The organism is Paenisporosarcina cavernae (genome assembly GCF_003595195.1).
Lineage (GTDB): Bacteria > Bacillota > Bacilli > Bacillales_A > Planococcaceae > Paenisporosarcina > Paenisporosarcina cavernae.
On sequence record NZ_CP032418.1, the window covers coordinates 638043 to 660733 of the forward strand.

Here is a 22691-nt window from a genome sequence, read left to right on the forward strand (position 1 = left end):
AATTAACATGTAGTAAGATTCCTGTTTTATTTTCTATAGAGACGTATGAGACTGGTTGAGGCAAGAAAGAGAATTCGTTCAAAGGTGACTTTGGGCGGATTCTTTTTCTTTTCTATTTCTAGTTAGCAAATTCATTTATTTCCAAAAAGGAGCATCACATGCGAATTATACATAAATTTTTTCTAGTAGTTATTGTTTTGATCCTTAGTTTTAGTGCGTCGTTGCCTACGTTAGCTGCAACGATTTCTCAAGGTGTGTATCACCAAGCGGTATCGACTACGACAAGCGGATATCCTCAAAAGATAAATACATTGTCCGTCAATATGAATCAACCATTTACAACAATTGATGTTGGCACATCGAATCCATTAACGACACTGCGTTCAGTTAGTTCTCTTAGTCAATTAGACACGAGAGCAGAGAATCATGTTGTCGGTGCAGTCAATGCGTCATTTTTTGATTACGATTCCCGCACGCCGAATTATTTTCTGGCAGAAGGTGATCAAATCCTAAATTTAGGACGAGTGTCCACAAATTACAACGATTTTATGTACACTCCGGCAGCGTTTGGCGTTACACCGGATAATAAAGGGAAGATTGCACCTTACGATTTATCGTTGACGATTGAGCATAACGGAATTGTTTCAGATTTAACTTCTTATAACCGAGAGCGTAATCCGGATGAAAGTATTTTATTCACCAAGTCATGGTCGTACTCTACGACACGGACGAATGCTACCGGACTAGAAGTAGTGGTTGTAACGAATGGACCTGTTGATTCTGGACGTTCTTTAGGGCAACCGGTAGAAGGAAAAGTAACGTCTATTCGTGCTTACGGAGATCCTAATCCGGCGACGATTCCAACTTATGGGTATGTTATTTCAGCAGTAGGTAAAGCAGAAGTCGATAAAATTCGAGATTTAAAAGTGAACGATGCCATTACGTTAACAATGGATGTGGACGCTGCATGGGACAATAGTAAGTTTATGTTAGCGTCAGGTCCTCTTCTCGTGCAAGACGGTAAAGTAAATATCTCCATGGATTTGCGTAGCCCCCGGGCAACAGAACGAACTGCTCATACAGCAGTCGCAACAGATGCCACTGGATCACGTGTTTTCTTTGTGACAGTAGACGGGCGTCAATCCGGTTATTCACAAGGAATGACATTGCCTGAGTTTGCAAACTATCTTGTTTCTTTAGGCGTTGTACAAGCGATCAACTTAGATGGTGGCGGGTCGACAACGATGGTTACAAGAAAATATGGAGATGTATACCCGTCATTAGTCAATCGACCATCTGACGGCAGAGAACGAAGTGTGTCGGCAATTTTGGAAGCAATCAGTACTGCTCCATATGGCACACCAACTCATTTTAATTCCGAACAAACAGAAGCTGGAATTCTAGCAGTTGGAGCAACTGTAGGATTTAGGTTGAACTATGTATTAGATCAGTACTATAATGCATTGCCAGTTGACCCCGCAAAGTTAAAATTGGTTTCTGTTAGTAATGGTATTGCAGAGATTGAAGGAAACGTTGTTCGTGGTGTTAAAGCTGGTACAGGAACTGTTCAAGCAACATATGATGGCGCACCGGTTTCATTCCCATTAACGGTGACGGATCAAATTGATCAATTAATCGCATCCCCAACATCGATTCGAACTGGTACAGGGGAAACAGCTAGCGTGAAAGTAAAAGGCATTAGCAAGAATCAACAAGTCATTTTTAATCCACAAGCAGTGAACTGGACTGTAAGTGGTGGCGTTGGAAGTCTAAATGGCACGACGTTTACAGCAGGCAATGTCGAAGGAAAAGGGGCAATTGTCGGATCATTTGGGACGACAAAAGTATCGATTCCTGTAACCGTGTCGAACCAGGCTGTGGATGTGTCGTCCTTTGAAAGTACGACTAGTTTGTCCACAGAAGCAATTCGTGGAACAGCAACTTTAAAACAAGAGTCTACGCTTCAAGCACAAAACGGAGCAAAATCCGTGAAGCTTTCGTATGATTTTACTGGTTCAGATGGAACTTCCGCAGCTTATTTAAAGTGGAATACACCTTATTTGTTAGAGGCTTCTCCGAAGAAATTAGGAATGTGGGTATATGGGGACGGATCTAGCAGATGGCTTCGTGGAAGTCTACTCGATGTAAATGGCAAGGAAATTGTCATTGATTTTACTGATGATGAGGGATTGAACTGGTCAGGCTGGAAATATGTCGAGGCCGAAATACCGACATCCGCTCAAGCACCACTAAAAGTTCAACGCATCTATCTTGCAGAACTCGCATCGAATCAAAAGACAAAAGGCGAAGTATGGTTTGACGGCTTACAAGCGATCTATTCAATTTCAACTCCGCAACCTGACGCATTTAGTGCAGACTCAGCTGCTCGTTTCGTTGCGAAAGACAAAGAATTTACGATTACATTTAACCAAGAAATGAATACAAGTTTCCAGACTTCTAAATTTGTGTATGTAGAAGATCAAAAAGGAAATCGACAAGCAGTAACGGTTTCAAAAGGAACAACGTCGAACAAGCTTGTCGTCAAGGCACCTACAGGCGGCTATGCTAGTGGAAAGAATTACCGCTTAGTTGTGACGCATTTAGTGAAGAACAATCGAGGAACTCGAATGGTGAAGGATAGTATTACACAATTTAACGTAAAATAAATGATGGAGATGCGGGGCATACGTTGCCTCGCGTTTTTTTGTTTTGATTGAATGAAGGCAAGATTAAATACGGAAATTTCTGATCAAAAAAAGCGATTTCCGAAGAAACCGCTTTGACATTAATTTTGAATGACGCGTACTGTCCATTTGGAGAAATCGGCTGCTTCTTTTTGGATCATTTCTTTTGGGAAAATGAACGTCCAAGGTTTAGTAGTGTTCGCTCGTACTTCTAATTTATCTAGCGTAAAGCTACCGCGAACGACTAAATCTTGATTGGCATCGAGAACTTCCAGTGGAATTTGTTCAAGTGTAATGTGTTGTTTATTGCCATTTCGGATGAACACAGAGACTGCTAGTGCACCAGAATCTTGTTGCTTCAGTTGGAAACCAGTGATATTGATTTCTTGCTTTCCTAGTTTCGGTAAGTTTGCAACTAAAGCGCTAAGGGCCTCTTTTTGGTCGTCCGACAATGCTTCATTCCAAGATATATCTAAATCTAATCGGTGTGGTATAAGTGATTGGACATTAAATGCTAACGACCAATTTTCAGTAGGGACTTCTTTTTCTTCCACTAACGATTTTTCGAATTGAAACGTCCATGGACGATCGCTACATGCTGGAAGTTCTCCTACTTCTGCTAAGTCAAATTCTTTTGCTGCGATGATTTCACCAGTCGAATCAAGTAGTAGTAGTTCAGCTTGATCTAACGTTAGCGGCTTTGGTAAAGATGATCGAACAAATGCGCTCACATACCAATCTCCCGATGCCTCATTTTTCTCTAAATCAATTCCCGATAACGAAATCTGATTTGGTTTTAGAGCTGGTAATTCATTCGACAAAAATTGAAATACATATTGTTGTTCTTGTGGTACATCCCATTCGGGGTGATAAGAGAGTGTCGTCTCTATCGAACCCGCGCTGGACGTATCCGTTTCAGAAGAAGTGATTTCCTCCGAATTGATCGTTGTATCCGATCCAGATCGTGCTGTTTTTTTAAATAAATCAAACAGACCCATTGGAAGTATCCTCCTCTTGTTTGTTGATCATTTTCATAAACCCAATAATTTCTTTTGCGATGGAACGACGAAGTTCTTGGTAGTGCATCGCAAACATTTCCAGACCTTCGCGTTGATAAATACGCATTGGATCTTCTTGTTGATATTGACGCAGGCCAATTCCTTCTTTTAAACGAGACATGGCTTCTAAATGGCGCACCCACATTGAATCGATATACGACACCATGACTTTTGGAATGGTAGCCATCACACGATCGTTCGTTTCAAATTGGCGCATGAATTCCTTCAATGTTTCTATTGGTTGTGCTACTTCTTTCTCGATAAGCTTTACTTTATCAAATGATCGATCTAATTCGAATTTAGTAGTAGTTAAGGACATAATCGTTGATTCAATTCGTGCGAAATCCCATTCAGGAGCAGCGAGTTCCGCTGGAGTTGCCTCCCCAATGGCGTGTTCAACTGTTTCATCCAGCATGGTAATGAGTAGAGACATTAAATCGTCACGGTCTAGTACTCGATCACGTAATGTATAAATGACTGAGCGCTGATCATTAATCACATCATCCAGTTTCAAGTTATATTCGCGCATGGATGCATGTGCGCCTTCTACAATGCGTTGCGTCCGGTCTGTCAATTCTTTAACTTCCTTATTTTGAACAATGCCTAGTTCATTTAATTGCACTTTTTTGTTGAACTTCTCTAATTCCTCTTTCGCGTAGCGTGTAAACATTTCATCTTCCAACGAAATAAGGAATTGGGAAGTACCAGGGTCTCCTTGACGTCCAGAGCGTCCACGTAATTGATTATCAATCCGACGGTTTTCATGCTTCTCGGTACCAACGACATATAGTCCACCAACATCCGCAACACCTTCACCAAGCACGATATCGGTCCCACGTCCTGCCATATTTGTTGCGACAGTGATTTGATTTAATTGACCAGCTTGCGAGATTAAATACACTTCCTGCTCGACACTTTTGGCATTTAGCAATTGAAATTCTAATCCGACTTTTTTCAAATATTCCGCGACTGCTTCTGTTTGTAAAATGGACGTAGTTCCAATAAGAACTGGCTGACCTTTTGAATGAAGTTCCTTCACCCGGTTCGCAACAGCAGTATATTTTTGCTCCGTTGTTTCGTAAACGATATCTTCCAAGTCTTCCCGAATTTTTGGACGGTTTGTTGGAACTTGAATAACATTCATTCCGTAGACGTCTCGGAATTCTCGTTCTTGGGTTTTCGCTGTTCCTGTCATACCACATAGGGTAGGATACATACGGAAGTAATTCTGGATTGTTACTTGGGCTTGCGCTTTATTTTCCTCCGTAATCGTCACGGCTTCTTTTGCTTCAATAGCTTGATGAAGTCCGTCTGAAAGTGTGCGACCTTCCATAATACGACCTGTGAACATATCCACTAACATGATTTTATCGTCTTTCACGATATAATCCACGTCTCGTTTGAACATGACATGTGCACGAACAGCTTGGATGACATAATGATAAAGCGATTGGTGTTCTAAATCGTATAGATTATCAACGCCAAATGCTTTTTCCACTTTTTCAATCCCTAGATCTGTAAGAGATGTCGCTTTTGTTTCTTCGTCCATCTCGTAATCTTCTTCAATTGTAAATCGTTTAGCTAGACGAGCCGCAATCATGTGAAGTGAGGCATTTGCTTGTGCTTTACCTGCAACGATTAGTGGCGTTTTCGCCTCATCAATTAAGACAGAGTCAACTTCGTCAATAATAGCGAAATGATACGGACGTTGGACTTGGTTGTCGCGAGATGGAGACATATTATCCCGTAAGTAATCAAAACCAAATTCTGTACCAACACCATATGTAATATCTGCACGATAAGCAGCCTGTTTTTGAGAAGGCGTCAACATGGAGACGTTCAGTCCAACTGTAAGACCTAAGAAACGATGGATTTGGCCAATCTCGTTAAAATCACGCTCGGCAAGATAGTCATTCACCGTGATGACGTGAACTCCCTTACCTGTTAAAGCACGAAGATAAGAGGGGAGGGAAGCAACAAGCGTTTTTCCTTCTCCGGTAGGCATTTCCGCAATATTTCCTTCTGATAGCACAAGTCCACCGATCAGCTGAACATCAAAGTGGCGTTTATTCAGCACTCGCTTTGATGCTTCGCGAACAACTGCGAAAGCTTCTGGAATAAGCGCTTCTAGTTTCTCCCCTTTTTCAAGGCGATCGCGAAATATAAAAGTCATGTCTTTCAACTCTTCATCAGACAAAGAGGCAAATGTAGATTCTAATTCGTTTATATGAGATACTACTTTTCGATATTTTTTTAGTTCACGTTCACTAGTTTGGTTGGAACGTTTAAATAGTGAGACCATTCAATTCTCTCCTTTAAATTCACACTTGCTTATTTTAACAAAAAAATTACAAAAAGACTATGAAACATCTGTGCCATTCTAAACGTCTTTATAGGTAGAAACAGCCAATTCTAGGATTTCATTGTTTACGTCTAATAAAAAAATGCTATAATACAATTGACCTTGTATGGTTATTGAAGCTAGTTGAAGGAGGATCCACATGCTATACCTGACATTGGTGCTGGCATTTGTCGCATCCATCATACTGACTCCTTTAGTTAAAATGCTGGCATTTCGCATTGGAGCAGTCGATCGACCTAATTACAGAAAAGTACATGCACGCATCATGCCTCGCCTCGGCGGACTAGCAATATTCGGTGCGTTTTTAATAGGATTTATTGTGCAACGACCAGAAGACCCAACTGCGTGGTACATTGTTGCAGGTGGTGTCATGATTGTCATTACCGGTATGGTAGATGACATGTTTGAAATAACTGCAAAAGCTAAACTTCTTGGACAACTTATTGCCGCAGGAATCGTCATTTACGGTGGACTACAAATTGAATTCATTAACTTACCATTTGGTGGGAAATTAGAATTTGGCTATTTCGCCATTCCACTAACGATTATCTGGATTGTGGCGATTACAAATGCGATTAATTTAATTGACGGACTAGACGGACTTGCTGCAGGGGTTTCAACTATTGCACTCATAACACTGGCTGGTATGGCATTTATGAAAGCTGACATGTTCGTATTTATGATGGCTGCCATCTTAGCCGCAAGCACTGCAGGATTTTTGTTTTATAACTTCCACCCAGCAAAAATATTCATGGGGGATACGGGAGCATTATTCCTGGGTTATATGATCGGTGTTCTTGCACTACTCGGATTTAAAAACATCACCGTGATTTCACTTATCATTCCAATTATCATGCTAGGTGTTCCAATTTCTGATACATTCTTCGCCATTGTTCGAAGAGTTCGTCTGAAACAGCCAATTGGTGCTCCAGACAAATCACATTTACATCACTGCCTTCTGAACGTCGGATTTACACATAGACAAACCGTGTTAATCATCTATGCTCTGGCCGCAATGTTCGGAGTCGCAGCACTCATCTTCTCTCAAGCAACGGTATGGGGAGCATTGTTACTAATCGCGGTTATGTTAGTCGCAATCGAACTCTTCGTTGAAGTAGTAGGACTAGCTGGACAAAACTACCGTCCGTTATTAAACTTTATGAAAATCATGAATAAGTAAAATGGAAACTCGTCAGCGCACATAGCGTCGGCGGGTTTTTTGTTTTTGAAAAGGGGAGGGGTAGTGGGTTGCAGTCTATAGTGATTTGGTGATTGTTTTGGAAATAGGGTTGCTGTTCAAGCGATTGGGTTGGAGAGTCTAGTGAATCGGTGATTGTTTTGTCGAATTGGGTTGCTAAGAGTATGAAAAGTGATTTGTGTGGAAATGGAATCAAAAGAAAAATCCCCTCTAACAAATTAATGTCAGAGGGAATTGTACACTCTTATTCCATTGCTGCTTCGGAAGCAGTTGTAGTATTAATAGTAGAACCGATGCTAGAAGAATCTGGTTGTAAGCCTAAGTGACTTTTTAAGATATCACGAGTTTCATCAAGGCTTTCTTGATCCAATTGCCAGTAGTAAACGCCTGTTGTCATGTCGTCAAATCCTTTTAATGTAAGGCTATCAACTTGTGGCGCACCACCTTGGATATACTGGAAAAACGATTTCATTTCATCAAACGTCATGTTAGTTTTCATGTTGTCGCCTACTGCATCGATAACATCTCCGTACTTCGTAAAAGATGATCCAGATGCTGCTTTATCGACAATGGATTCTATAATCATTTGTTGACGTTTTCCTCGTTCAATATCGTTGTCATAGTGACGAGTTCTTGCAAGTGCCAAAGCTTCACGACCATCTAGTTGTTGGTATCCTTTATCTAAAAATACAGTGTAGCGGTCAAATTGATCTTTTTCACGCAAGTCATAAGGAACCTCGGCTTCAATTCCACCTAAAGCATCTACTACTTCAATAAATGCGTTGAAATTCATTCGGACGTAATAATCGACTGGAACTTCTAATAGTTCTTCCACGGTTTCAATTGTTGCTCTTGTACCACCATACATGTGTGCATGTGTAATTTTATCTTCACGATCTACTTCTGGAATATATACATAGGAGTCACGAGGTATGCTGACTAATTTAACGGATTTATCTTTATTGTTTAATGTAGCTAAAACTAAAGCGTCAGAACGAGAGTTTCCTGATCCTTGAGCACGCTCTTCACTGTCGTCAATTCCCACAAACAAGATGGAAACATTGTCATCTAGTGGTTCGACTTCTTTTTCGCGTAAGTCCGATTTTTTCGATCCATCCACTAATTCAAACGATTTATTTGCTGCATATTCTGCTTTTTTTACGATGTAAGCGCCATAAGCCGTCAAACTGATCAATAGCGATGCGACTAACATCAATGCTATTTTCAAACCAGTTCGGCTTTTTTTCGGTTTACTGCGGTTCATATTCATTCTCCTTTAAACTGAGAGCTCCCAGTTCATCTATCAGACGTCTGCAGTCGAGAATGGGTTTCATTTCCGCCACAGTAAGTTCCATTATACAACGCGAATCGCTTGACGTAAAAGGAAAAGTTTGTTTCATTTATTTGTCAAATTCGACAAATTCAGTTGCAATCTCCTCAATTTCGCCTTGGCCACTAGTTAAATCAGTCATCCAGGAGATAAATTCTTCTTTTTGAGAAATGTCTACATATATATATAATTCCACATTTTCCGCATATTTAATCTCTTCCAATGAAAAATTTGACGCACGCACTTCATTTTCTACTTTTCCGAGTAACGTGTAATCAATGGCGACTTTCATGACATAATGGGCGCGTCGTTCCACGATTCCTGAAGCGGAAAGTCCTTCTGTCACCGATTTTCCGTAAGCGCGAATTAGTCCACCTCCACCAAGCTTAATTCCCCCAAAGTAGCGCGTGACAACGACGACAACGTCTTGTAATCCTTGTTTTTTCAACACTTCTAACATTGGAACACCAGCAGTTCCACTCGGCTCCCCATCGTCATTCGCTTTTTGAATGTTATCGTGCTCACCAATTAGATATGCCGAGCAATTGTGATTCGCATTTTTATGCTGCGATTTTATTTCATTTATAAAATCTTGCGCTGCCTCTTCGGTTTCGACTCGTTTTGTATGTGCGAGGAAACGAGATTTTTCAATAATTATTTCTGCAATGGCTGAAGATTTGATCGTTTTGTAATTATTTCTCATAAATATTACCTTCCTTGACATATAGTTGTTATTTAATTTTAATATTATTTTGTATGTATAATGATATAATGAATGCAGCCTTTGCAGGAATAAAGGCGGATGTGCAGAATAAGACTAAAGAGAGATTTGCACGTAAAGGGGCGACGATATGTCTGCGAAATCGATTGATAGTAAATCGCTCGATTATATTTTTAACCAAATGGTAGCCACGATGGATCAGTCCAAAAAGGATATCTTCATTATAAGTGAACAAAGTCGATCCAACTTTGAGCAAATGAAAAATGAGTTGCATCAAATTCGATTAAATATCAACTTAGTCATTACGGAAGGTGATTTACTCGAAGATAAAACGCGACTTGCTCGAAGAAGACTTGCAGAGGTATCCAAACATTTTACCACATTTTCCGAGGAAGAAGTGCGTAAAGCGTATGAATCGGCGAATGAATTACAGATTAAGTTATCGATTAATCGAACAGAAGAGCGGCAGCTTCGTGAGCGCCGTGACGAATTAGAACGACGATTGTTAGGACTAGGCGAAACTATCGAACGAGCGGATCAGTTAGTGGCCCAAGTAAATATCGTTCTTAACTACTTGTCATCGGATTTACGACAAGTTGGACAAGCTCTCGAAACAGCGAAGATTAAGCAAGATTATAGCTTTAAAATTATTGAAGCCCAAGAAGAAGAGCGAAAACGATTATCGCGTGAAATTCACGATGGACCAGCGCAAATGATGGCGAACGTTCTTGTCCGTTCGGATTTAATCGAACGAACCTATCGGGAAAAAGGAGTCGAGCATGCGCTTGCAGAAATATCGGACTTAAAAGTCATGGTTCGAAATGCACTTTCGGAAGTGCGTCGAATTATATATGACTTGCGGCCAATGGCACTCGACGACTTGGGATTAATACCTACCCTCAAAAAATACTTATCTACTATCGAAGAATATAACGTAGGGTGCAAATTACACTTCCAAACGTTTGGAAAAGAAAAACGTTTGCACTCGAATATGGAAGTTGCGATTTTCCGTCTCATTCAAGAATCTATCACGAATGCCATGAAACACGGTCGATGTAAAGAAGTTTGGGTCAAAGTCGAATGGACCCGAAACAATGTAAATGTCGTCGTAAAAGATAATGGCATTGGCTTCGATCAAAAAATGGTCAAAGAGCAATCTTTTGGTATGATAGGAATGAGAGAACGAGTTGAATTGATTAAAGGTGAAATGGAAGTTATCTCCGTTATTGGAGAAGGAACGACCATGAAGTTTAAAATCCCATTAGATGAGGAAAAAGACACATAATACGGTTTTTTGGGAACTTAGGAGGAAATGACGATGACGAAAATTGTAATTATTGATGATCACCAGTTATTCCGCGAAGGCGTAAAACGTATATTAGACTTTGAAGATTCGTTTGAAGTAGTAGCTGAAGGAGACGACGGCAACGATGCAGTAGGTCTTTACGAACGCTATTCACCAGACGTTATATTAATGGACATCAACATGCCACGTAAAAATGGTGTAGAAGCCACAGGTGAACTAATGGCTCGTTACCCAGAAGCACGCGTTATCATGCTCTCCATCCATGACGACGAATCGTACGTAACACACGCACTGAAAACAGGTGCACTTGGATACATGTTAAAAGAAATGGACGCAGACGCAATCGTTCAAGCAATCAAAGTAGTTGCTGCTGGCGGAAGTTACCTACATCCAAAAGTAACTCGTAACCTAGTAACCGAATTCCGTCGCCTAACAGAACGCGAAAACAAAGGCAATTTCCACCAAACAGAGATTCGACGTCCGTTCCATCTATTAACAAAACGCGAATGCGAAGTATTACAACTCTTAACAGACGGACAATCAAACCGACTCATCGGAGAAACACTGTTCATCTCCGAAAAAACAGTCAAAAACCATGTATCATCCATCTTACAAAAAATGAACGTCAACGACCGTACACAAGCAGTCGTAACTGCCATCAAAAACGGATGGGTAGAAGTGCGATAATAAAAGTAGTCCCGTTTCTCGAAAGAGAAGCGGGATTTTTTCGTGTAGAGGGGGGACTCTCGGGATTTGCGTCAACTAACTCTGGAATGCGTAAAATAACGTTGAAATACGTAAGATAACTTGTCGGTGCGTCAATTAACTTGTCACTTTGGTAAATTAACTCGTAACGTGGAAGGCTTTATCAGGCAGTTTTCCTAAAATGCTCTTGCGATTTGGTCACAAATCGCTACCTTTTAGAAAAAAAGAGGAACGTTTTCGCCGGAGCGAAAACGCACCAAATTATCTCAAATGATATCTAGTTCCTTTTCCTTTACCAGTGATTCTAAAGTTTGCGTGTTGGAGAATATATGAAATTGTCTCATGTTGATGAATGTTGAGAAATTCTCGAATATCTGCGTTAGAAACTGGATTACGAACTAGTAACATTAAATCCGCAATAGAGTCTATACGACTTTGCATAACTGGGTAAGAACAGTATGGACAAAGTCGGAGTCTTTTTCGAATTGGAGACAAGCATTCAGAGCAAAATACCCCTATTTTTATGTCAGTTGTTTCTAATGGGAATTTTTCATGTAGCGGCGTCATTAAAAATGGCCAACTTTTTCGTTCGACGATCGATGCGATTCTATGTAATTCTTGTGATTCCATACTGAAGTTTGCATTAATTTCTTCCACGTAATTCTCAAGATCACATGCATTAATGATGTTCACTTTTTCAGGTCCTTTTAGAACGATTGTTTTTGGGTACGCCATCACTATCAAGGGATGTATTTCTGGTAATCCTGATGCTGAAATGGCATTTAATAATCCACGAAGCCGTCTCTCATGTCGAATGACTTGTTGCTCTGGGCAACGAAACACTTCTCGCACATTTTCGACTTCTCGAACTAATTGGTTTGGATTTTTTTCAAACATGATTGTTCCCCGTATGTTTTTAACTTCTAATAAAAGAAAATACGATGGTGTCAGAACAAGAACATCAATCTGAAGATACCGGTTGTTACTCATCGGGATATGCAAATCGGTAAAAACATACGAGTCATCAGGTAGATTAAGTGTTCGAATTACTCTTTCCACTTCTTTTTCTCCACCAAATCCCGCACTTATCAATTCAATTTGTCGACTTAAATGAGCGTATAGAGGATCCACGCTTTCCACACGGTTTCGCAATCTTTTATATACTTTTAATTGAGAGGGTTCTACAGTATTCATGGTTACTCCTTTTTAAATAAATACTATCACCCAACTTAAATTGAACCTAATGCCTGATAATTTCATTTTACCCCTAAATTAAAGGGCGAAATTTTATTTTCACCACCCTGAAAATTTAACAAATCCTTTAAAAACAATGATTTCATCTCTTAGAAAATGAAATTTTCCAAAGGGCTCTTTTTTCTATAAATAATTCAAAAGAGAAATTTAAATAATGAAAATTACTAACTATCCCTCATTCTGATAACTGATTCTCTCGATTGAGTTAACTTTAGGATGTTATTTTACGAAAGATGATTTTAATTTACGCATTGGTCAAGTTAACTTACGCAAGTGAAAGTTAATCGACGCAAATAGAATTTATTTTACGAAAAGCCCAAACCGATCCCTATTTCCCGAACCTCTTCCGTTGTGTTTCGTCGTATTGTGTGTAAGAATTGTTTCGGACATTATTGAAGGAGTTTTGCATAGATGAACGGTAAATACATGGCGTTAATTTTGGCTTTTGGTCTTACGCTTACTGGGTGTTCCCAAGATGACCAAGCTTCCACGAGCGGTTCGGCGAATGACGGCGAGGCTATGTCGAAGGATGCAGCGGTGGAGCATTCGATTGATGATGTTGGTTTTTCGTTAAATGGAGGTAGCGTGGAAGAGGCTGCGGATGTTCCTGAGAATGAAAAACAGGAGATTTTAGCTGCGTTTGATGCGTACATGGAATCCTTTAATGAAGAAGATGTGGATACTTACATGGCGACACTGGCGAAGAATCCAGATGGTTTTAATATCGAAGAAGAACGCGCGAATGTGGAAGAGACGTTTGATCGTTTCGATACGACGCGTACACCTTCTGATATCACGATTGTGAAGTATTCCGAAGAGGAAGCGCAAGTGTATGCGAATCTGTCAATTGAAATGACGGAGACGGAAACAAACACGCCAATCAATGGTGCTGGGAAGCAAGTAACTGTGTTCGCAAAAGAGAATAATGCGTGGAAAGTGACGAGTGTCTATTTCATTCGGGACGCGGAGTAAGTTATATGAAGCAAGTCTCTAATTTGAGGCTTGCTTTTTTCGTTCCAGAATTATACAGTCATTTTATAGATGGGCTCACAAGGGAGCTCGAACAATGACTGTACCATTTGACCAAAATGTACAAGCTTTTTTTAGTGGCCGTATTTGGCTACGCGATCATACGCCATTTCCCAGTGATGTGATCGATTATCACCTCCAGCACCACTTTCTTACTGCAACACCTTCTATTGAAGAAACTCATTGCAAGCGCTGTGGCAATGAAGATCTGACTTCTTTCTCATGCGCGAAATGCCAAAAAACGTGTCATTATTGTCGTCATTGTATTCGGATGGGGCGATGTGCAACATGTGCATCGTTACTTATATGGACTGGTCCAGAAATCATTCGAGAAATAACCATGACATATATCGAAAATTCCGCACTTACGCCTAAACAGCGTCAAGCTTCTGACGAGATGTTGCAAAGCCATCGCGACAATAAGTCTCATTTAATCCACGCAGTATGCGGAGCTGGAAAAACAGAGATGCTTTTTCCAGTGATCCATCAAATGCTACGAGAGAAGAAACGTATATGTATCGCAACTCCAAGGACAGATGTGGTGTTGGAGTTGTATCCTCGGTTTCAAGAAGTATTTCGCGGAGTGGAGATTCATGCTCTATATGGTGGAGTAGAGCCTGAGACGAAGTATGCAGATATGGTCATTACTACTACGCACCAATTGTATCGGTTTGAACATGCATTTGATGTCATGATTGTCGATGAAGCTGACGCTTTTCCTTATTCTGTAGATGCATCGCTCCAATTCGCGGTGAATAAAGCGAAAAAACAGCACGTAGCGACTCATTATGTTACAGCTACACCAGACAAGAAATTAGTCCAAAAAGTCGACAAAGTCAGTGAAGTGTTAGAACGATTTCACGGGTACCCGCTACCGGTGCCAAAATTTGAAAGTTTGTGGCGATATAAAAAGCAACTGAACAACGGAATATTTCCCGGGAAATTGAAACAGTGGATCGATCGACAGATTTCATCTGACAAGCCGTTTCTAGTTTTCTTTCCTACGATTGAGTTGATGGAAAAAGCAGCAGAACATTTCCCAGAAATTCCAGCACTTCACGCTGAATCTTCCTCTCGCAAAGAAAGTGTACTTTCTCTTCGATACGGCAAAATTCCCGGCATTTTCACCACGACGATTTTAGAACGAGGAGTAACTATTTCGAACGTGCAAGTTGCAGTTGTCGGAGCAGATGAACCGATTTTTACGACGAGTGCACTCATACAAATTTGTGGTCGTGTTGGAAGAGACAAACATTTTCCTAATGGAACGATTGTTTACTTTCACCACGGAATTTCGGAAGAGATGGATGAGGCAGTTAGAGAAATAAATCGGTGCAACAGGGGATTCTCTCATGCATTGTCTAGTATGTAATGCACCTATTGAAACGGATACATGGAGTGCCATTCTTCTTCATCAGTTTCCGACACGTTGCTGCGTAACATGTAAAGAGAAATTCGTGGATTACACAGCACCCATCCTTACAACAGACTTTATCGGAACGAAATACGAAGGGGCATTGGGTTCCATCACTTGTCTTTATGAATACAATGATTGGATGAGGGATGTTTTACATGTGTATAAATTTCTCGGCGATGTGGAATTAGCTGAAATCTTTCGTGATCGAATCAAATCCACCCTACCGAAAAACGTAAACATTGTTCCGATTCCAATGCATCCTTATAAATTGCAACAACGGACTTTTTCTCCAGTAGAGGAATTGCTAAAAAGAGCGGGAGTTCCATTTGAAAATGCACTAGAAAAAGTATCATCTATTACGATGGGGAAATTAAAAAAAGAAGAGCGACTAGCAGCAAGTGTTTTATTCCAAAAAATGAAAAACATGGTAGACAAAGATATCGTATTATTTGATGACTTGTACACCACAGGGACGACGATGCACCAAGCGGCACTCGTTTTAAAAGAAGCTGGGGCGAAATCCGTATCAGGAATTGCGCTCATTCACGCTTAAGATCGTTTCCGTTTTTCCGATAATAAAGTAGAATGAAGGATAGAACGGGGGATGACACATGGGTGAATTGAAAAACTGTCCTAGCTGTGGTGATTTTTTCAACTACACGGGTATTCGAGATGTGTGCGCAAAGTGTGCGCAAGATGAAGAACGCCAATACGAAGAAGTGTATAAATTTCTCCGAAAACGAGAAAATCGTGCGGCCAATGTAGAGCGTATTGTGGAAGTGACAGGTGTAAATGAGGATTTACTGTATAAATGGGTACGTAAAGGTAGACTGCAACCTGCGTTGTTTCCGAATTTAGGTTATCCATGTGATAACTGCGGGAAGTTAACGAATTCAGGGAAATTGTGTCAAAACTGTACAAATGATTTAAAACGTGACTTGAATCAGTTTGACGCTGCACAAAATTTCCGTGAAGCGATCAAGCAAAATGAAAAAGGAACGTATCATTCCGATCGGAAGTAAGGAAATGGCTACTCCATAGAGGGTAGCTTTTTTCGTGCTAACTTAAGTTATGGTTGTTAAGGTAATGAAGTATCCCTAGTCTTTTCTCCCCACATTTGTAATTTCTATCAAAAGACCCTTAAATAACGCGATTTTCTGCCGAAATAGTAAGTAAGAACAATTGAGAAAGGAGAATTTCAAATGAAGATTAATCAAGTTGGCGTAAATGCCGTTAATCCGTATAAAAAGCAATCACAGAAGGTTGAAGCTGCAGAAGCGAAACAAAAATTCGCATCTGATAAGTTAGAAATCTCATCTGTCGCAAAAGAAATGCAAACGTCTGTGTATTCTGCAGAGCGTGCGGAAAAAATTGCGAAGCTAAAAGAATCTATTGATGCTGGTACGTATCAAGTTGATGCGAACAAATTAGCAGCAGATTTAGTGAATTTTTATAAAGAATAAGTGACCGCCAAAGAGGTCGAAGTTGGCGGTTATTTTTCGTCTAGCAGATAGAAGGAGTTTTTTCATGTCTACAGAAACGATTTTGGCGAATCTTACAAATTTAACACGTATGCACAAAAGTTTGTTAGAGCTAGCCTATACAAAAACAGAAATCATCAAAGTTGGAGACATGGAGCGTCTCGATCAATTGCTCAAGGATGAGCAAACGCACGTGGCAGCAATTAGTCAGCTCGAATTACAGCGTCAAGCGGTGGTAACGGATTACCTTCGGGAAAATGGAATTTCCCCTGCAGAGACACCTACTGTAGCGACAGTAATTGAAGCAGCAACGAATGCGGACGATCAGGTAGCACTTACAAAAGCGAGAAATGACTTACTATTAGTAGTTGATCAATTGCGCTATCAAAATGAATTAAATCAAAAGTTAACCTTCCAATCGTTACAATTTATCAATTTAACGATGGATTTACTAAAACCAAAGCCGGATCAGATTAACTATTCTCGTCCTGATAAAACGGCGGAACCTGCTAAGTCGAAGACATATTTCGACTCGCAAGCATAAGGAGGAAGACGATGCGCTCCACATTTATGGGATTAGAAGCAAGCAAACGTGGATTGTTTACGCAACAATCTGCGCTCTATACAACTGGGCACAATATCGCGAATGCAAACACTCAAGGTTACTCACGTCAACGTGTTAACATGCAGCCGACGCTAGGTTATCCTGGTACAGGATTAAACGCTCCGAAAACTGCTGGATTTATCGGGACAGGTGTAGAAGCACATTCCGTACAACGAATTCGCGACGGGTTTATTGACCGACAGTACCGACAAGAGACTAATAAACTAGGCTATTGGGAATCACGTTCACAAGCGATTACACAGATGGAAGATATATTATCGGAGCCATCGGAGTTTGGATTGAATGAATCGCTTAATCAATTTTGGAAATCCTTGCAAGATCTTAGTACGAATCCAGAGAATGCTGGAGCTCGGAAAGTGGTTATTCAACGTGGTACTGCTGTAGCTGAATCTTTTAATTACATCCACACACAGCTAAGCGATATACAAGCGAATATTAAAAATGAACTAAGGGTTTCAACGAAAGATATTAATTCCATGTTAGAACAAATTGCTTCATTGAATGGACAAATTGCCGCAATTGAACCAAATGGCTATATGCCTAATGATTTATATGATGCACGTGACAATTTGTTAGATGAACTTTCTGAGTATTTCCCTCTAGAAATTAGTTATGACAAATCAGGTGGGGGCGCTTTAGATATTGCTGAGGGCATCGTGAATGTATCAATTCAAACTAAAACAGGTGCTATTGCAGTTGTAGCTGGTAAAGATTTTTCTGAAATGACAACTTCTCTCACATCAACTGAAACTTACGAAGATTATGGTCAAATTACTTTTTCATCTGTAGGGAATGCTACAGGAGGTAACTATGCATATTCTGATATGCCGATTAATAAAGGAAAAATTCTTTCATTAATTGATTCATACGGCAGAGGACCAGCTGGTGCTGAGGTGGGCTATTACCCTTCCATGTTGGAAAATCTAAATGATATGGCAAAAGCTTTTGCAGATGAATTTAATTCAGTTCATCAATCTGGTTTTAGCTTACCTGATGAATTGACAGGAAACAGTAGTACAGGTTTGAATTTCTTTGAAGACGGTTCAGGAGGTACGGCGATAACAGCTGCAAACATTATCGTGGCAAATAATTTATTAACGAATCCTAGTCTCGTTGCTGCCTCCAATGCAAATGCAGAAGAAGGAAATGGACAAAATGCACTAGATCTTTCAAATACTAAGTTTACACAACTAACTGTTGGTACAACTACAAATACAACTGTTCAAACTTTTTATCAATCAATAATTGGTCAACTTGGAGTAGATGGCGAACAAGCTAACAGGTTAACTTATAACTCAGAAACAATTAAAATGGCAGTTGCTAATAATAAGGCTTCTGTTAGTGCCGTCTCGCTCGATGAAGAGATGACAAATATGATCACATTTCAACAAGCATATAATGCGTCTGCAAGAATGATTACAGTAGTTGATGAAACGTTAGATAAAATTATAAATGGAATGGGCCGAGTAGGAATATAGGGGGCTAATATATGCGTGTCACACAATCAATGCTTTCTTCCAATATGTTGCGAAATCTATCAAATAGTTATAATAAGATGGGTACTTTACAAGAGCAAATTACATCTGGGAAAAAAATCACAAGACCTTCGCAAGACCCTGTTGTAGCTATGAAGGGTATTGGTTATCGAACGAACCTTGATAAAGTAGAGCAATATCAACGGAATTTAGGAGAAGCTACTAACTGGTTAGACAGTTCAGACGATGCTTTGGATAAGGTTGGATTAGCTCTTCAAAGGGTTCAAGAATTGGTAACTCAAGCATCAACAGATACCCTAACCCCAGATGATCGTTTAAAGGTTCAAAAAGAGATTGCCCAAGTAAAGGAACAAATTCGCGATCTTGGAAATACAAAAGTTGGAGATAAATATTTATTTTCTGGTACGAAGACATTAGAACCGTTGTTTGTAGGTGGAAGTGTGGCTGGAGAATCTTCAAGTCCACTTCCAGGGACACCAACGAATATTGCTTATACAAACGACGTAAGTATTGAGGTTTACGATAACGTGGAGATAAAAGTAAACTCAAATGGATATGAAGTTTTTCATGGGATTGAAAATGTTCTAAATGATTTGGAAACTGTCTTTTTAGCGACACCTAATTCCGGATCTGATTTTGATGGTTTTTTAGGGGAAATTAGTAACTTGCAAAATACAGTCCTAGAAGAAAGAGCTGACATTGGAGCAAGACAAAACCGTGTAGAAATGATGGAAAATCGTCTTTCTACTCAAGAAGTTATTGTCACAAAACAACTTTCAAACAATGAAGATATTGATTATGAAAAATCAATCACAGAGCTTATTTCACAAGAATCGGTTCACAGAGCTTCATTGTCTGTAGGATCTAGAATTATTCAACCAACATTAGTAGATTTCTTAAGATAATAAAAAGCGTTTGAACTATTGTTCAAACGCTTTTTTAAAAAAGAGGGAATGCAGCTATGAGAATACCAAGAATTCAGATTCAGACTACTTCAGCTAAATTAGGCTTATCAATTCAAGATGCTAACGTTGGGATAAGACAGCCAAAAGCAAGTCTTACTATTTCACAGCCCAATGCAATTATCGATATTAATCAGCAGGATGCAAAGTTACTTCTTGATACAACACAGGGGAGAAGAGATCTTGGCTATTACAATCCATTAGAATTTAGTAAGAATACTTCCTCTAAAGCAAAGTCTTTAGTATTAACAGGCATAGCAAGGCGGGCAAATGAAGGCAACCAATTAATGGGAATTGAAAAAAATTCAAATGCAATACCCTTAATTGCAAGTTCAAAAATTGCTCACAGGTTAAAAAATTTGAGTCTAGACTTTATCCCATCAATAAATGCAGTAGATATAAAGTATATAGCGGGCAATCTTGATATTAAGATTTCTCCAAGAAGTCCTCAAATTGATGTGCAACAAAATAAGCCGCAATTTACTTATTCACCTTGGGATGTTTCTGGTTATATGATTGAAAATCCATCAATTGAAATAGATGTTGTAGTTTGATAAAAGATAGGAGAATTTTTATGCTAATTGAAACGAAATTTTTTGGAAGCACAGAAATAACAGAAAATCAGATTATTAATTTTCCTGAGGGGATTCTAGGGTTTGAAGAATATAATAAGTTTGCAATGATTCCAGTTGATTCTGAATCTCCATTTATCATTCTTCAATCCATAAACGAAAAACAAATTGGTTTTGTCATGGCATACCCTTTTTTATTTAATAGTCAGTATGAATTTGACGTTTCTGATTTAGATAAAAAGGAATTGGGAATTGAAAAACTAGAGGATGTCTCTGTGTATTCTTTAGTTACTCTGAAAGAAGTTTTTGAAGAGTCTACAATGAATTTGTTATCACCTATTATAATTAATTCCAAGAAAAACTTAGGAAAACAAATTGTATTAAATGATCAAGAGAAATACCCATTAAGATATCTTCTGTCTAAAGGGGGAGTCTAACTATGCTAGTTCTAACCCGAAAAAAAGACGAGTCCATAATAATTGGAGATAACATCGAGTTGAAAATTCTTAACATAGAAGGTGAAAGCGTAAAAGTCGGGATAGTTGCGCCCTCAAGTATTAAGATTTATCGATCCGAAATTTATCAGTCCATTACTGAACAAAATAGGGAAGTGCTTTCCGTTTCAAAAGATTTACTAGAAATAATAAAGAAAAAGAAATAATAATGGTTAATATTTTATGAAAATATACGATAAACATATTGTAAGGTTCATAAGGGGCGGCCGACCCTAAGTAAACCTTTTACCCACATGGATGTGGAATAAAGTTCAAGGAGGAATCTCAACATGAGAATTCAACATAATATTTCAGCATTAAACACACACCGTAATTTAGCAGCAAACAGTTCACAAGCTTCTAAAAACCTAGAAAAATTATCATCTGGTTTCCGTATTAACCGTGCTGGAGATGATGCAGCTGGACTTGCAATCTCGGAAAAAATGCGTGGACAGATTCGCGGTCTTGATATGGCAAATAAAAATGCACAAGATGGTATTTCTTTAATTCAAACTGCAGAAGGTGCTTTGAATGAAACTCATTCTATCCTTCAACGTATGCGTGAATTAGCAGTACAATCTTCGAATGATACTAATACAACTTCTGATCGTGCTGAGCTACAGAAAGAGTTAACTGCGTTAATCTCTGAAATTGATCGAATTTCTACTGACACTGAATTTAACACTCAAACATTACTTGATGGAAGTTTCTCAGGTAAATTAATTCACATTGGAGCTAATACTGGTCAAACTTTGTCAGTTAGTATTGCAACAATGGGTGCATCTGCTATTGGTTTAAGTGCTGTTTCTATTAGCTCACAAGCAACAGCAGATAACGCTATTGGAAAGATTGATGCTGCACTAAGTAGCGTTTCTGCTCAACGTTCAAGTTTAGGAGCAATCCAAAACCGCTTAGAACACACTATCAATAACTTAGGTGCTACAAGTGAAAACTTGACTGCTGCTGAATCGCGTATTCGTGACGTAGATATGGCAAAAGAAATGATGTCATTTACGAAAAATAATATCTTAATGCAAGCAGCTCAATCAATGCTAGCGCAAGCAAACCAACAGCCTCAAGGTGTACTACAGTTACTTCAATAATTAACAACTAATGTGTAACATGGATGTTACAACTAAAATTCAAGGAGGAATCTCAAAATGAGAATTCAACATAATATTTCAGCATTAAACACACACCGTAACTTAGCAGCAAACAGTTCACAAGCTTCTAAAAATCTTGAAAAATTATCATCTGGTTTCCGTATTAACCGTGCAGGAGATGATGCAGCTGGACTTGCAATCTCCGAAAAAATGCGTGGACAGATTCGCGGTCTTGATATGGCGAACAAAAATGCACAAGATGGTATTTCTTTAATTCAAACTGCAGAAGGTGCTTTGAATGAAACTCATTCAATCCTTCAACGTATGCGTGAATTAGCAGTACAATCGGCTAACGACACGAATACAACTTCTGACAGAGCAGAGCTTCAAAAAGAAATTACGGCATTGGTTTCTGAAATTGATCGAATTTCAAATGATACAGAGTTCAATACGCAGTCTTTATTAGACGGTACTTTCACTGGAAAGAGCATCCATATCGGAGCTAATACTGGACAAGTTTTAACGCTATCATTTGGCGCTATGAATGCTTCTGCGTTAAGCATCAGTGCAGTTTCAGTTAGTACACAAGCAGATGCAGACGGTGCAATTTCATCAATTGATGCTGCAATTAGCCAAGTTTCTGCCGAGCGTTCAAGCATGGGAGCAATCCAAAACCGCTTAGAACACACTATCAATAACTTAGGTGCTACAAGTGAAAACTTGACTGCTGCTGAATCGCGTATTCGTGACGTAGATATGGCAAAAGAAATGATGTCATTTACGAAAAATAATATCTTAATGCAAGCAGCTCAATCAATGCTAGCGCAAGCAAACCAACAGCCTCAAGGTGTACTACAGTTACTTCAATAATTAACAACTAATGTGTAACATGGA

The 22691-nt window shown here is 39.3% G+C and carries 22 protein-coding genes; 17 read left to right on the forward strand and 5 right to left on the reverse strand.

The window, feature by feature from the left end; all coding sequences use genetic code 11:
* The first annotated feature begins 158 nt into the window (after window positions 1–158).
* The gene (locus tag D3873_RS03215; RefSeq protein WP_119882668.1) at window positions 159–2666 is read left to right on the forward strand and encodes a phosphodiester glycosidase family protein; all 2508 of its coding nucleotides are present in this window, start codon (window positions 159–161) and stop codon (window positions 2664–2666) included.
* 119 nt (window positions 2667–2785) lie between these two features.
* On the opposite strand, the gene D3873_RS03220 is transcribed toward D3873_RS03215, so the two are convergent.
* Together D3873_RS03220 and secA2 are read right to left on the reverse strand one after the other, a co-directional pair.
* The gene (locus D3873_RS03220; protein ID WP_119882669.1) at window positions 2786–3682 is read right to left on the reverse strand and encodes an accessory Sec system S-layer assembly protein; all 897 of its coding nucleotides are present in this window, start codon (window positions 3680–3682) and stop codon (window positions 2786–2788) included.
* Window positions 3669–6044: an accessory Sec system translocase SecA2 gene (gene secA2 / locus D3873_RS03225; protein ID WP_119882670.1), complete on the reverse strand. Its 2376-nt coding sequence runs from the start codon at window positions 6042–6044 to the stop codon at window positions 3669–3671. Before secA2 ends, D3873_RS03220 begins: the two co-directional genes overlap by 14 nt.
* 199 nt (window positions 6045–6243) lie before the next feature.
* Between secA2 and D3873_RS03230 the strand changes: the two genes are divergently transcribed.
* Complete coding sequence (locus D3873_RS03230) at window positions 6244–7284, forward strand: glycosyltransferase family 4 protein (protein WP_119882671.1); 1041 nt, start codon at window positions 6244–6246, stop codon at window positions 7282–7284.
* A 262-nt stretch (window positions 7285–7546) separates the two neighbouring features.
* Here D3873_RS03230 and D3873_RS03235 read toward each other — a convergent pair whose 3' ends face one another.
* A complete protein-coding gene (locus tag D3873_RS03235) occupies window positions 7547–8572 on the reverse strand; it encodes an LCP family protein (RefSeq protein WP_119882672.1) in 1026 nt (341 codons plus the stop codon).
* A gap of 130 nt (window positions 8573–8702) precedes the next feature.
* On the reverse strand, window positions 8703–9335 hold the full coding sequence (locus D3873_RS03240; RefSeq protein WP_119882673.1) for a YigZ family protein: 633 nt from the start codon (window positions 9333–9335) through the stop codon (window positions 8703–8705).
* Between the two features lie 148 nt (window positions 9336–9483).
* Between D3873_RS03240 and D3873_RS03245 the strand changes: the two genes are divergently transcribed.
* Window positions 9484–10638 carry a sensor histidine kinase gene (locus tag D3873_RS03245; protein WP_119882674.1) on the forward strand — a complete coding sequence of 385 codons (1155 nt, stop codon included), beginning with the start codon at window positions 9484–9486 and terminating at the stop codon, window positions 10636–10638.
* 33 nt (window positions 10639–10671) lie between these two features.
* Window positions 10672–11346, forward strand: a complete 675-nt coding sequence (locus tag D3873_RS03250; protein WP_119882675.1) for a response regulator — start codon at window positions 10672–10674, stop codon at window positions 11344–11346.
* Between the two features lie 279 nt (window positions 11347–11625).
* Here D3873_RS03250 and D3873_RS03255 read toward each other — a convergent pair whose 3' ends face one another.
* Window positions 11626–12558: a nuclease-related domain-containing protein gene (locus tag D3873_RS03255; protein ID WP_119882676.1), complete on the reverse strand. Its 933-nt coding sequence runs from the start codon at window positions 12556–12558 to the stop codon at window positions 11626–11628.
* A 471-nt stretch (window positions 12559–13029) separates the two neighbouring features.
* Here D3873_RS03255 and D3873_RS03260 point away from each other — a divergent pair, with 471 nt between their 5' ends.
* The 13 genes from D3873_RS03260 to hag all read left to right on the forward strand — a co-directional run bounded on the left by D3873_RS03260 (window position 13030) and on the right by hag (window position 22667).
* Complete coding sequence (locus D3873_RS03260) at window positions 13030–13590, forward strand: nuclear transport factor 2 family protein (protein ID WP_119882677.1); 561 nt, start codon at window positions 13030–13032, stop codon at window positions 13588–13590.
* Between the two features lie 94 nt (window positions 13591–13684).
* Window positions 13685–15019, forward strand: coding sequence for an ATP-dependent helicase ComFA (locus D3873_RS03265; RefSeq protein WP_119882678.1), 1335 nt, complete (start codon window positions 13685–13687; stop codon window positions 15017–15019).
* Window positions 15000–15617 (forward strand): ComF family protein, encoded by a 618-nt coding sequence (locus tag D3873_RS03270; RefSeq protein ID WP_119882679.1) that lies wholly within the window; start codon window positions 15000–15002, stop codon window positions 15615–15617. The genes D3873_RS03265 and D3873_RS03270 overlap by 20 nt, the downstream gene beginning before the upstream one ends.
* A gap of 58 nt (window positions 15618–15675) precedes the next feature.
* On the forward strand, window positions 15676–16086 hold the full coding sequence (locus D3873_RS03275) for a TIGR03826 family flagellar region protein (protein ID WP_119882680.1): 411 nt from the start codon (window positions 15676–15678) through the stop codon (window positions 16084–16086).
* Window positions 16087–16266: 180 nt separating this feature from the next.
* On the forward strand, window positions 16267–16527 hold the full coding sequence (flgM, locus tag D3873_RS03280) for a flagellar biosynthesis anti-sigma factor FlgM (protein WP_119882681.1): 261 nt from the start codon (window positions 16267–16269) through the stop codon (window positions 16525–16527).
* Between the two features lie 64 nt (window positions 16528–16591).
* Entirely contained in the window at window positions 16592–17089 is a 498-nt protein-coding gene (locus D3873_RS03285) for a flagellar protein FlgN (protein WP_119882682.1), read from the forward strand.
* 11 nt (window positions 17090–17100) lie between these two features.
* A complete protein-coding gene (flgK, locus tag D3873_RS03290; protein ID WP_119882683.1) occupies window positions 17101–18648 on the forward strand; it encodes a flagellar hook-associated protein FlgK in 1548 nt (515 codons plus the stop codon).
* Between the two features lie 11 nt (window positions 18649–18659).
* The gene (flgL, locus tag D3873_RS03295) at window positions 18660–19571 is read left to right on the forward strand and encodes a flagellar hook-associated protein FlgL (RefSeq protein WP_119882684.1); all 912 of its coding nucleotides are present in this window, start codon (window positions 18660–18662) and stop codon (window positions 19569–19571) included.
* 56 nt (window positions 19572–19627) lie between these two features.
* Entirely contained in the window at window positions 19628–20182 is a 555-nt protein-coding gene (locus D3873_RS03300; protein ID WP_119882685.1) for a DUF6470 family protein, read from the forward strand.
* Window positions 20183–20202: 20 nt separating this feature from the next.
* Window positions 20203–20637: a flagellar assembly protein FliW gene (gene fliW, locus D3873_RS03305; protein ID WP_119882686.1), complete on the forward strand. Its 435-nt coding sequence runs from the start codon at window positions 20203–20205 to the stop codon at window positions 20635–20637.
* Between the two features lie 2 nt (window positions 20638–20639).
* The gene (gene csrA, locus D3873_RS03310; RefSeq protein ID WP_119882687.1) at window positions 20640–20861 is read left to right on the forward strand and encodes a carbon storage regulator CsrA; all 222 of its coding nucleotides are present in this window, start codon (window positions 20640–20642) and stop codon (window positions 20859–20861) included.
* A 123-nt stretch (window positions 20862–20984) separates the two neighbouring features.
* Entirely contained in the window at window positions 20985–21797 is an 813-nt protein-coding gene (locus tag D3873_RS03315) for a flagellin N-terminal helical domain-containing protein (protein WP_119882688.1), read from the forward strand.
* 57 nt (window positions 21798–21854) lie between these two features.
* Window positions 21855–22667 carry a flagellin Hag gene (gene hag, locus D3873_RS03320; RefSeq protein WP_119882689.1) on the forward strand — a complete coding sequence of 271 codons (813 nt, stop codon included), beginning with the start codon at window positions 21855–21857 and terminating at the stop codon, window positions 22665–22667.
* The last annotated feature ends 24 nt before the right edge of the window (window positions 22668–22691 follow it).

Excerpts from the sequence above, each read along its gene's own strand:
- D3873_RS03215 (WP_119882668.1), top strand. The coding sequence starts at position 159 with ATGCGAATTATACATAAATTTTTTCTAGTAGTTATTGTTTTGATCCTT.
- D3873_RS03220 (WP_119882669.1), bottom strand. The coding sequence starts at position 3,682 with ATGGGTCTGTTTGATTTATTTAAAAAAACAGCACGATCTGGATCGGAT.
- secA2 (WP_119882670.1), bottom strand. The coding sequence starts at position 6,044 with ATGGTCTCACTATTTAAACGTTCCAACCAAACTAGTGAACGTGAACTA.
- D3873_RS03230 (WP_119882671.1), top strand. The coding sequence starts at position 6,244 with ATGCTATACCTGACATTGGTGCTGGCATTTGTCGCATCCATCATACTG.
- D3873_RS03235 (WP_119882672.1), bottom strand. The coding sequence starts at position 8,572 with ATGAATATGAACCGCAGTAAACCGAAAAAAAGCCGAACTGGTTTGAAA.
- D3873_RS03240 (WP_119882673.1), bottom strand. The coding sequence starts at position 9,335 with ATGAGAAATAATTACAAAACGATCAAATCTTCAGCCATTGCAGAAATA.
- D3873_RS03245 (WP_119882674.1), top strand. The coding sequence starts at position 9,484 with ATGTCTGCGAAATCGATTGATAGTAAATCGCTCGATTATATTTTTAAC.
- D3873_RS03250 (WP_119882675.1), top strand. The coding sequence starts at position 10,672 with ATGACGAAAATTGTAATTATTGATGATCACCAGTTATTCCGCGAAGGC.
- D3873_RS03255 (WP_119882676.1), bottom strand. The coding sequence starts at position 12,558 with ATGAATACTGTAGAACCCTCTCAATTAAAAGTATATAAAAGATTGCGA.
- D3873_RS03260 (WP_119882677.1), top strand. The coding sequence starts at position 13,030 with ATGAACGGTAAATACATGGCGTTAATTTTGGCTTTTGGTCTTACGCTT.
- D3873_RS03265 (WP_119882678.1), top strand. The coding sequence starts at position 13,685 with ATGACTGTACCATTTGACCAAAATGTACAAGCTTTTTTTAGTGGCCGT.
- D3873_RS03270 (WP_119882679.1), top strand. The coding sequence starts at position 15,000 with ATGCATTGTCTAGTATGTAATGCACCTATTGAAACGGATACATGGAGT.
- D3873_RS03275 (WP_119882680.1), top strand. The coding sequence starts at position 15,676 with ATGGGTGAATTGAAAAACTGTCCTAGCTGTGGTGATTTTTTCAACTAC.
- flgM (WP_119882681.1), top strand. The coding sequence starts at position 16,267 with ATGAAGATTAATCAAGTTGGCGTAAATGCCGTTAATCCGTATAAAAAG.
- D3873_RS03285 (WP_119882682.1), top strand. The coding sequence starts at position 16,592 with ATGTCTACAGAAACGATTTTGGCGAATCTTACAAATTTAACACGTATG.
- flgK (WP_119882683.1), top strand. The coding sequence starts at position 17,101 with ATGCGCTCCACATTTATGGGATTAGAAGCAAGCAAACGTGGATTGTTT.
- flgL (WP_119882684.1), top strand. The coding sequence starts at position 18,660 with ATGCGTGTCACACAATCAATGCTTTCTTCCAATATGTTGCGAAATCTA.
- D3873_RS03300 (WP_119882685.1), top strand. The coding sequence starts at position 19,628 with ATGAGAATACCAAGAATTCAGATTCAGACTACTTCAGCTAAATTAGGC.
- fliW (WP_119882686.1), top strand. The coding sequence starts at position 20,203 with ATGCTAATTGAAACGAAATTTTTTGGAAGCACAGAAATAACAGAAAAT.
- csrA (WP_119882687.1), top strand. The coding sequence starts at position 20,640 with ATGCTAGTTCTAACCCGAAAAAAAGACGAGTCCATAATAATTGGAGAT.
- D3873_RS03315 (WP_119882688.1), top strand. The coding sequence starts at position 20,985 with ATGAGAATTCAACATAATATTTCAGCATTAAACACACACCGTAATTTA.
- hag (WP_119882689.1), top strand. The coding sequence starts at position 21,855 with ATGAGAATTCAACATAATATTTCAGCATTAAACACACACCGTAACTTA.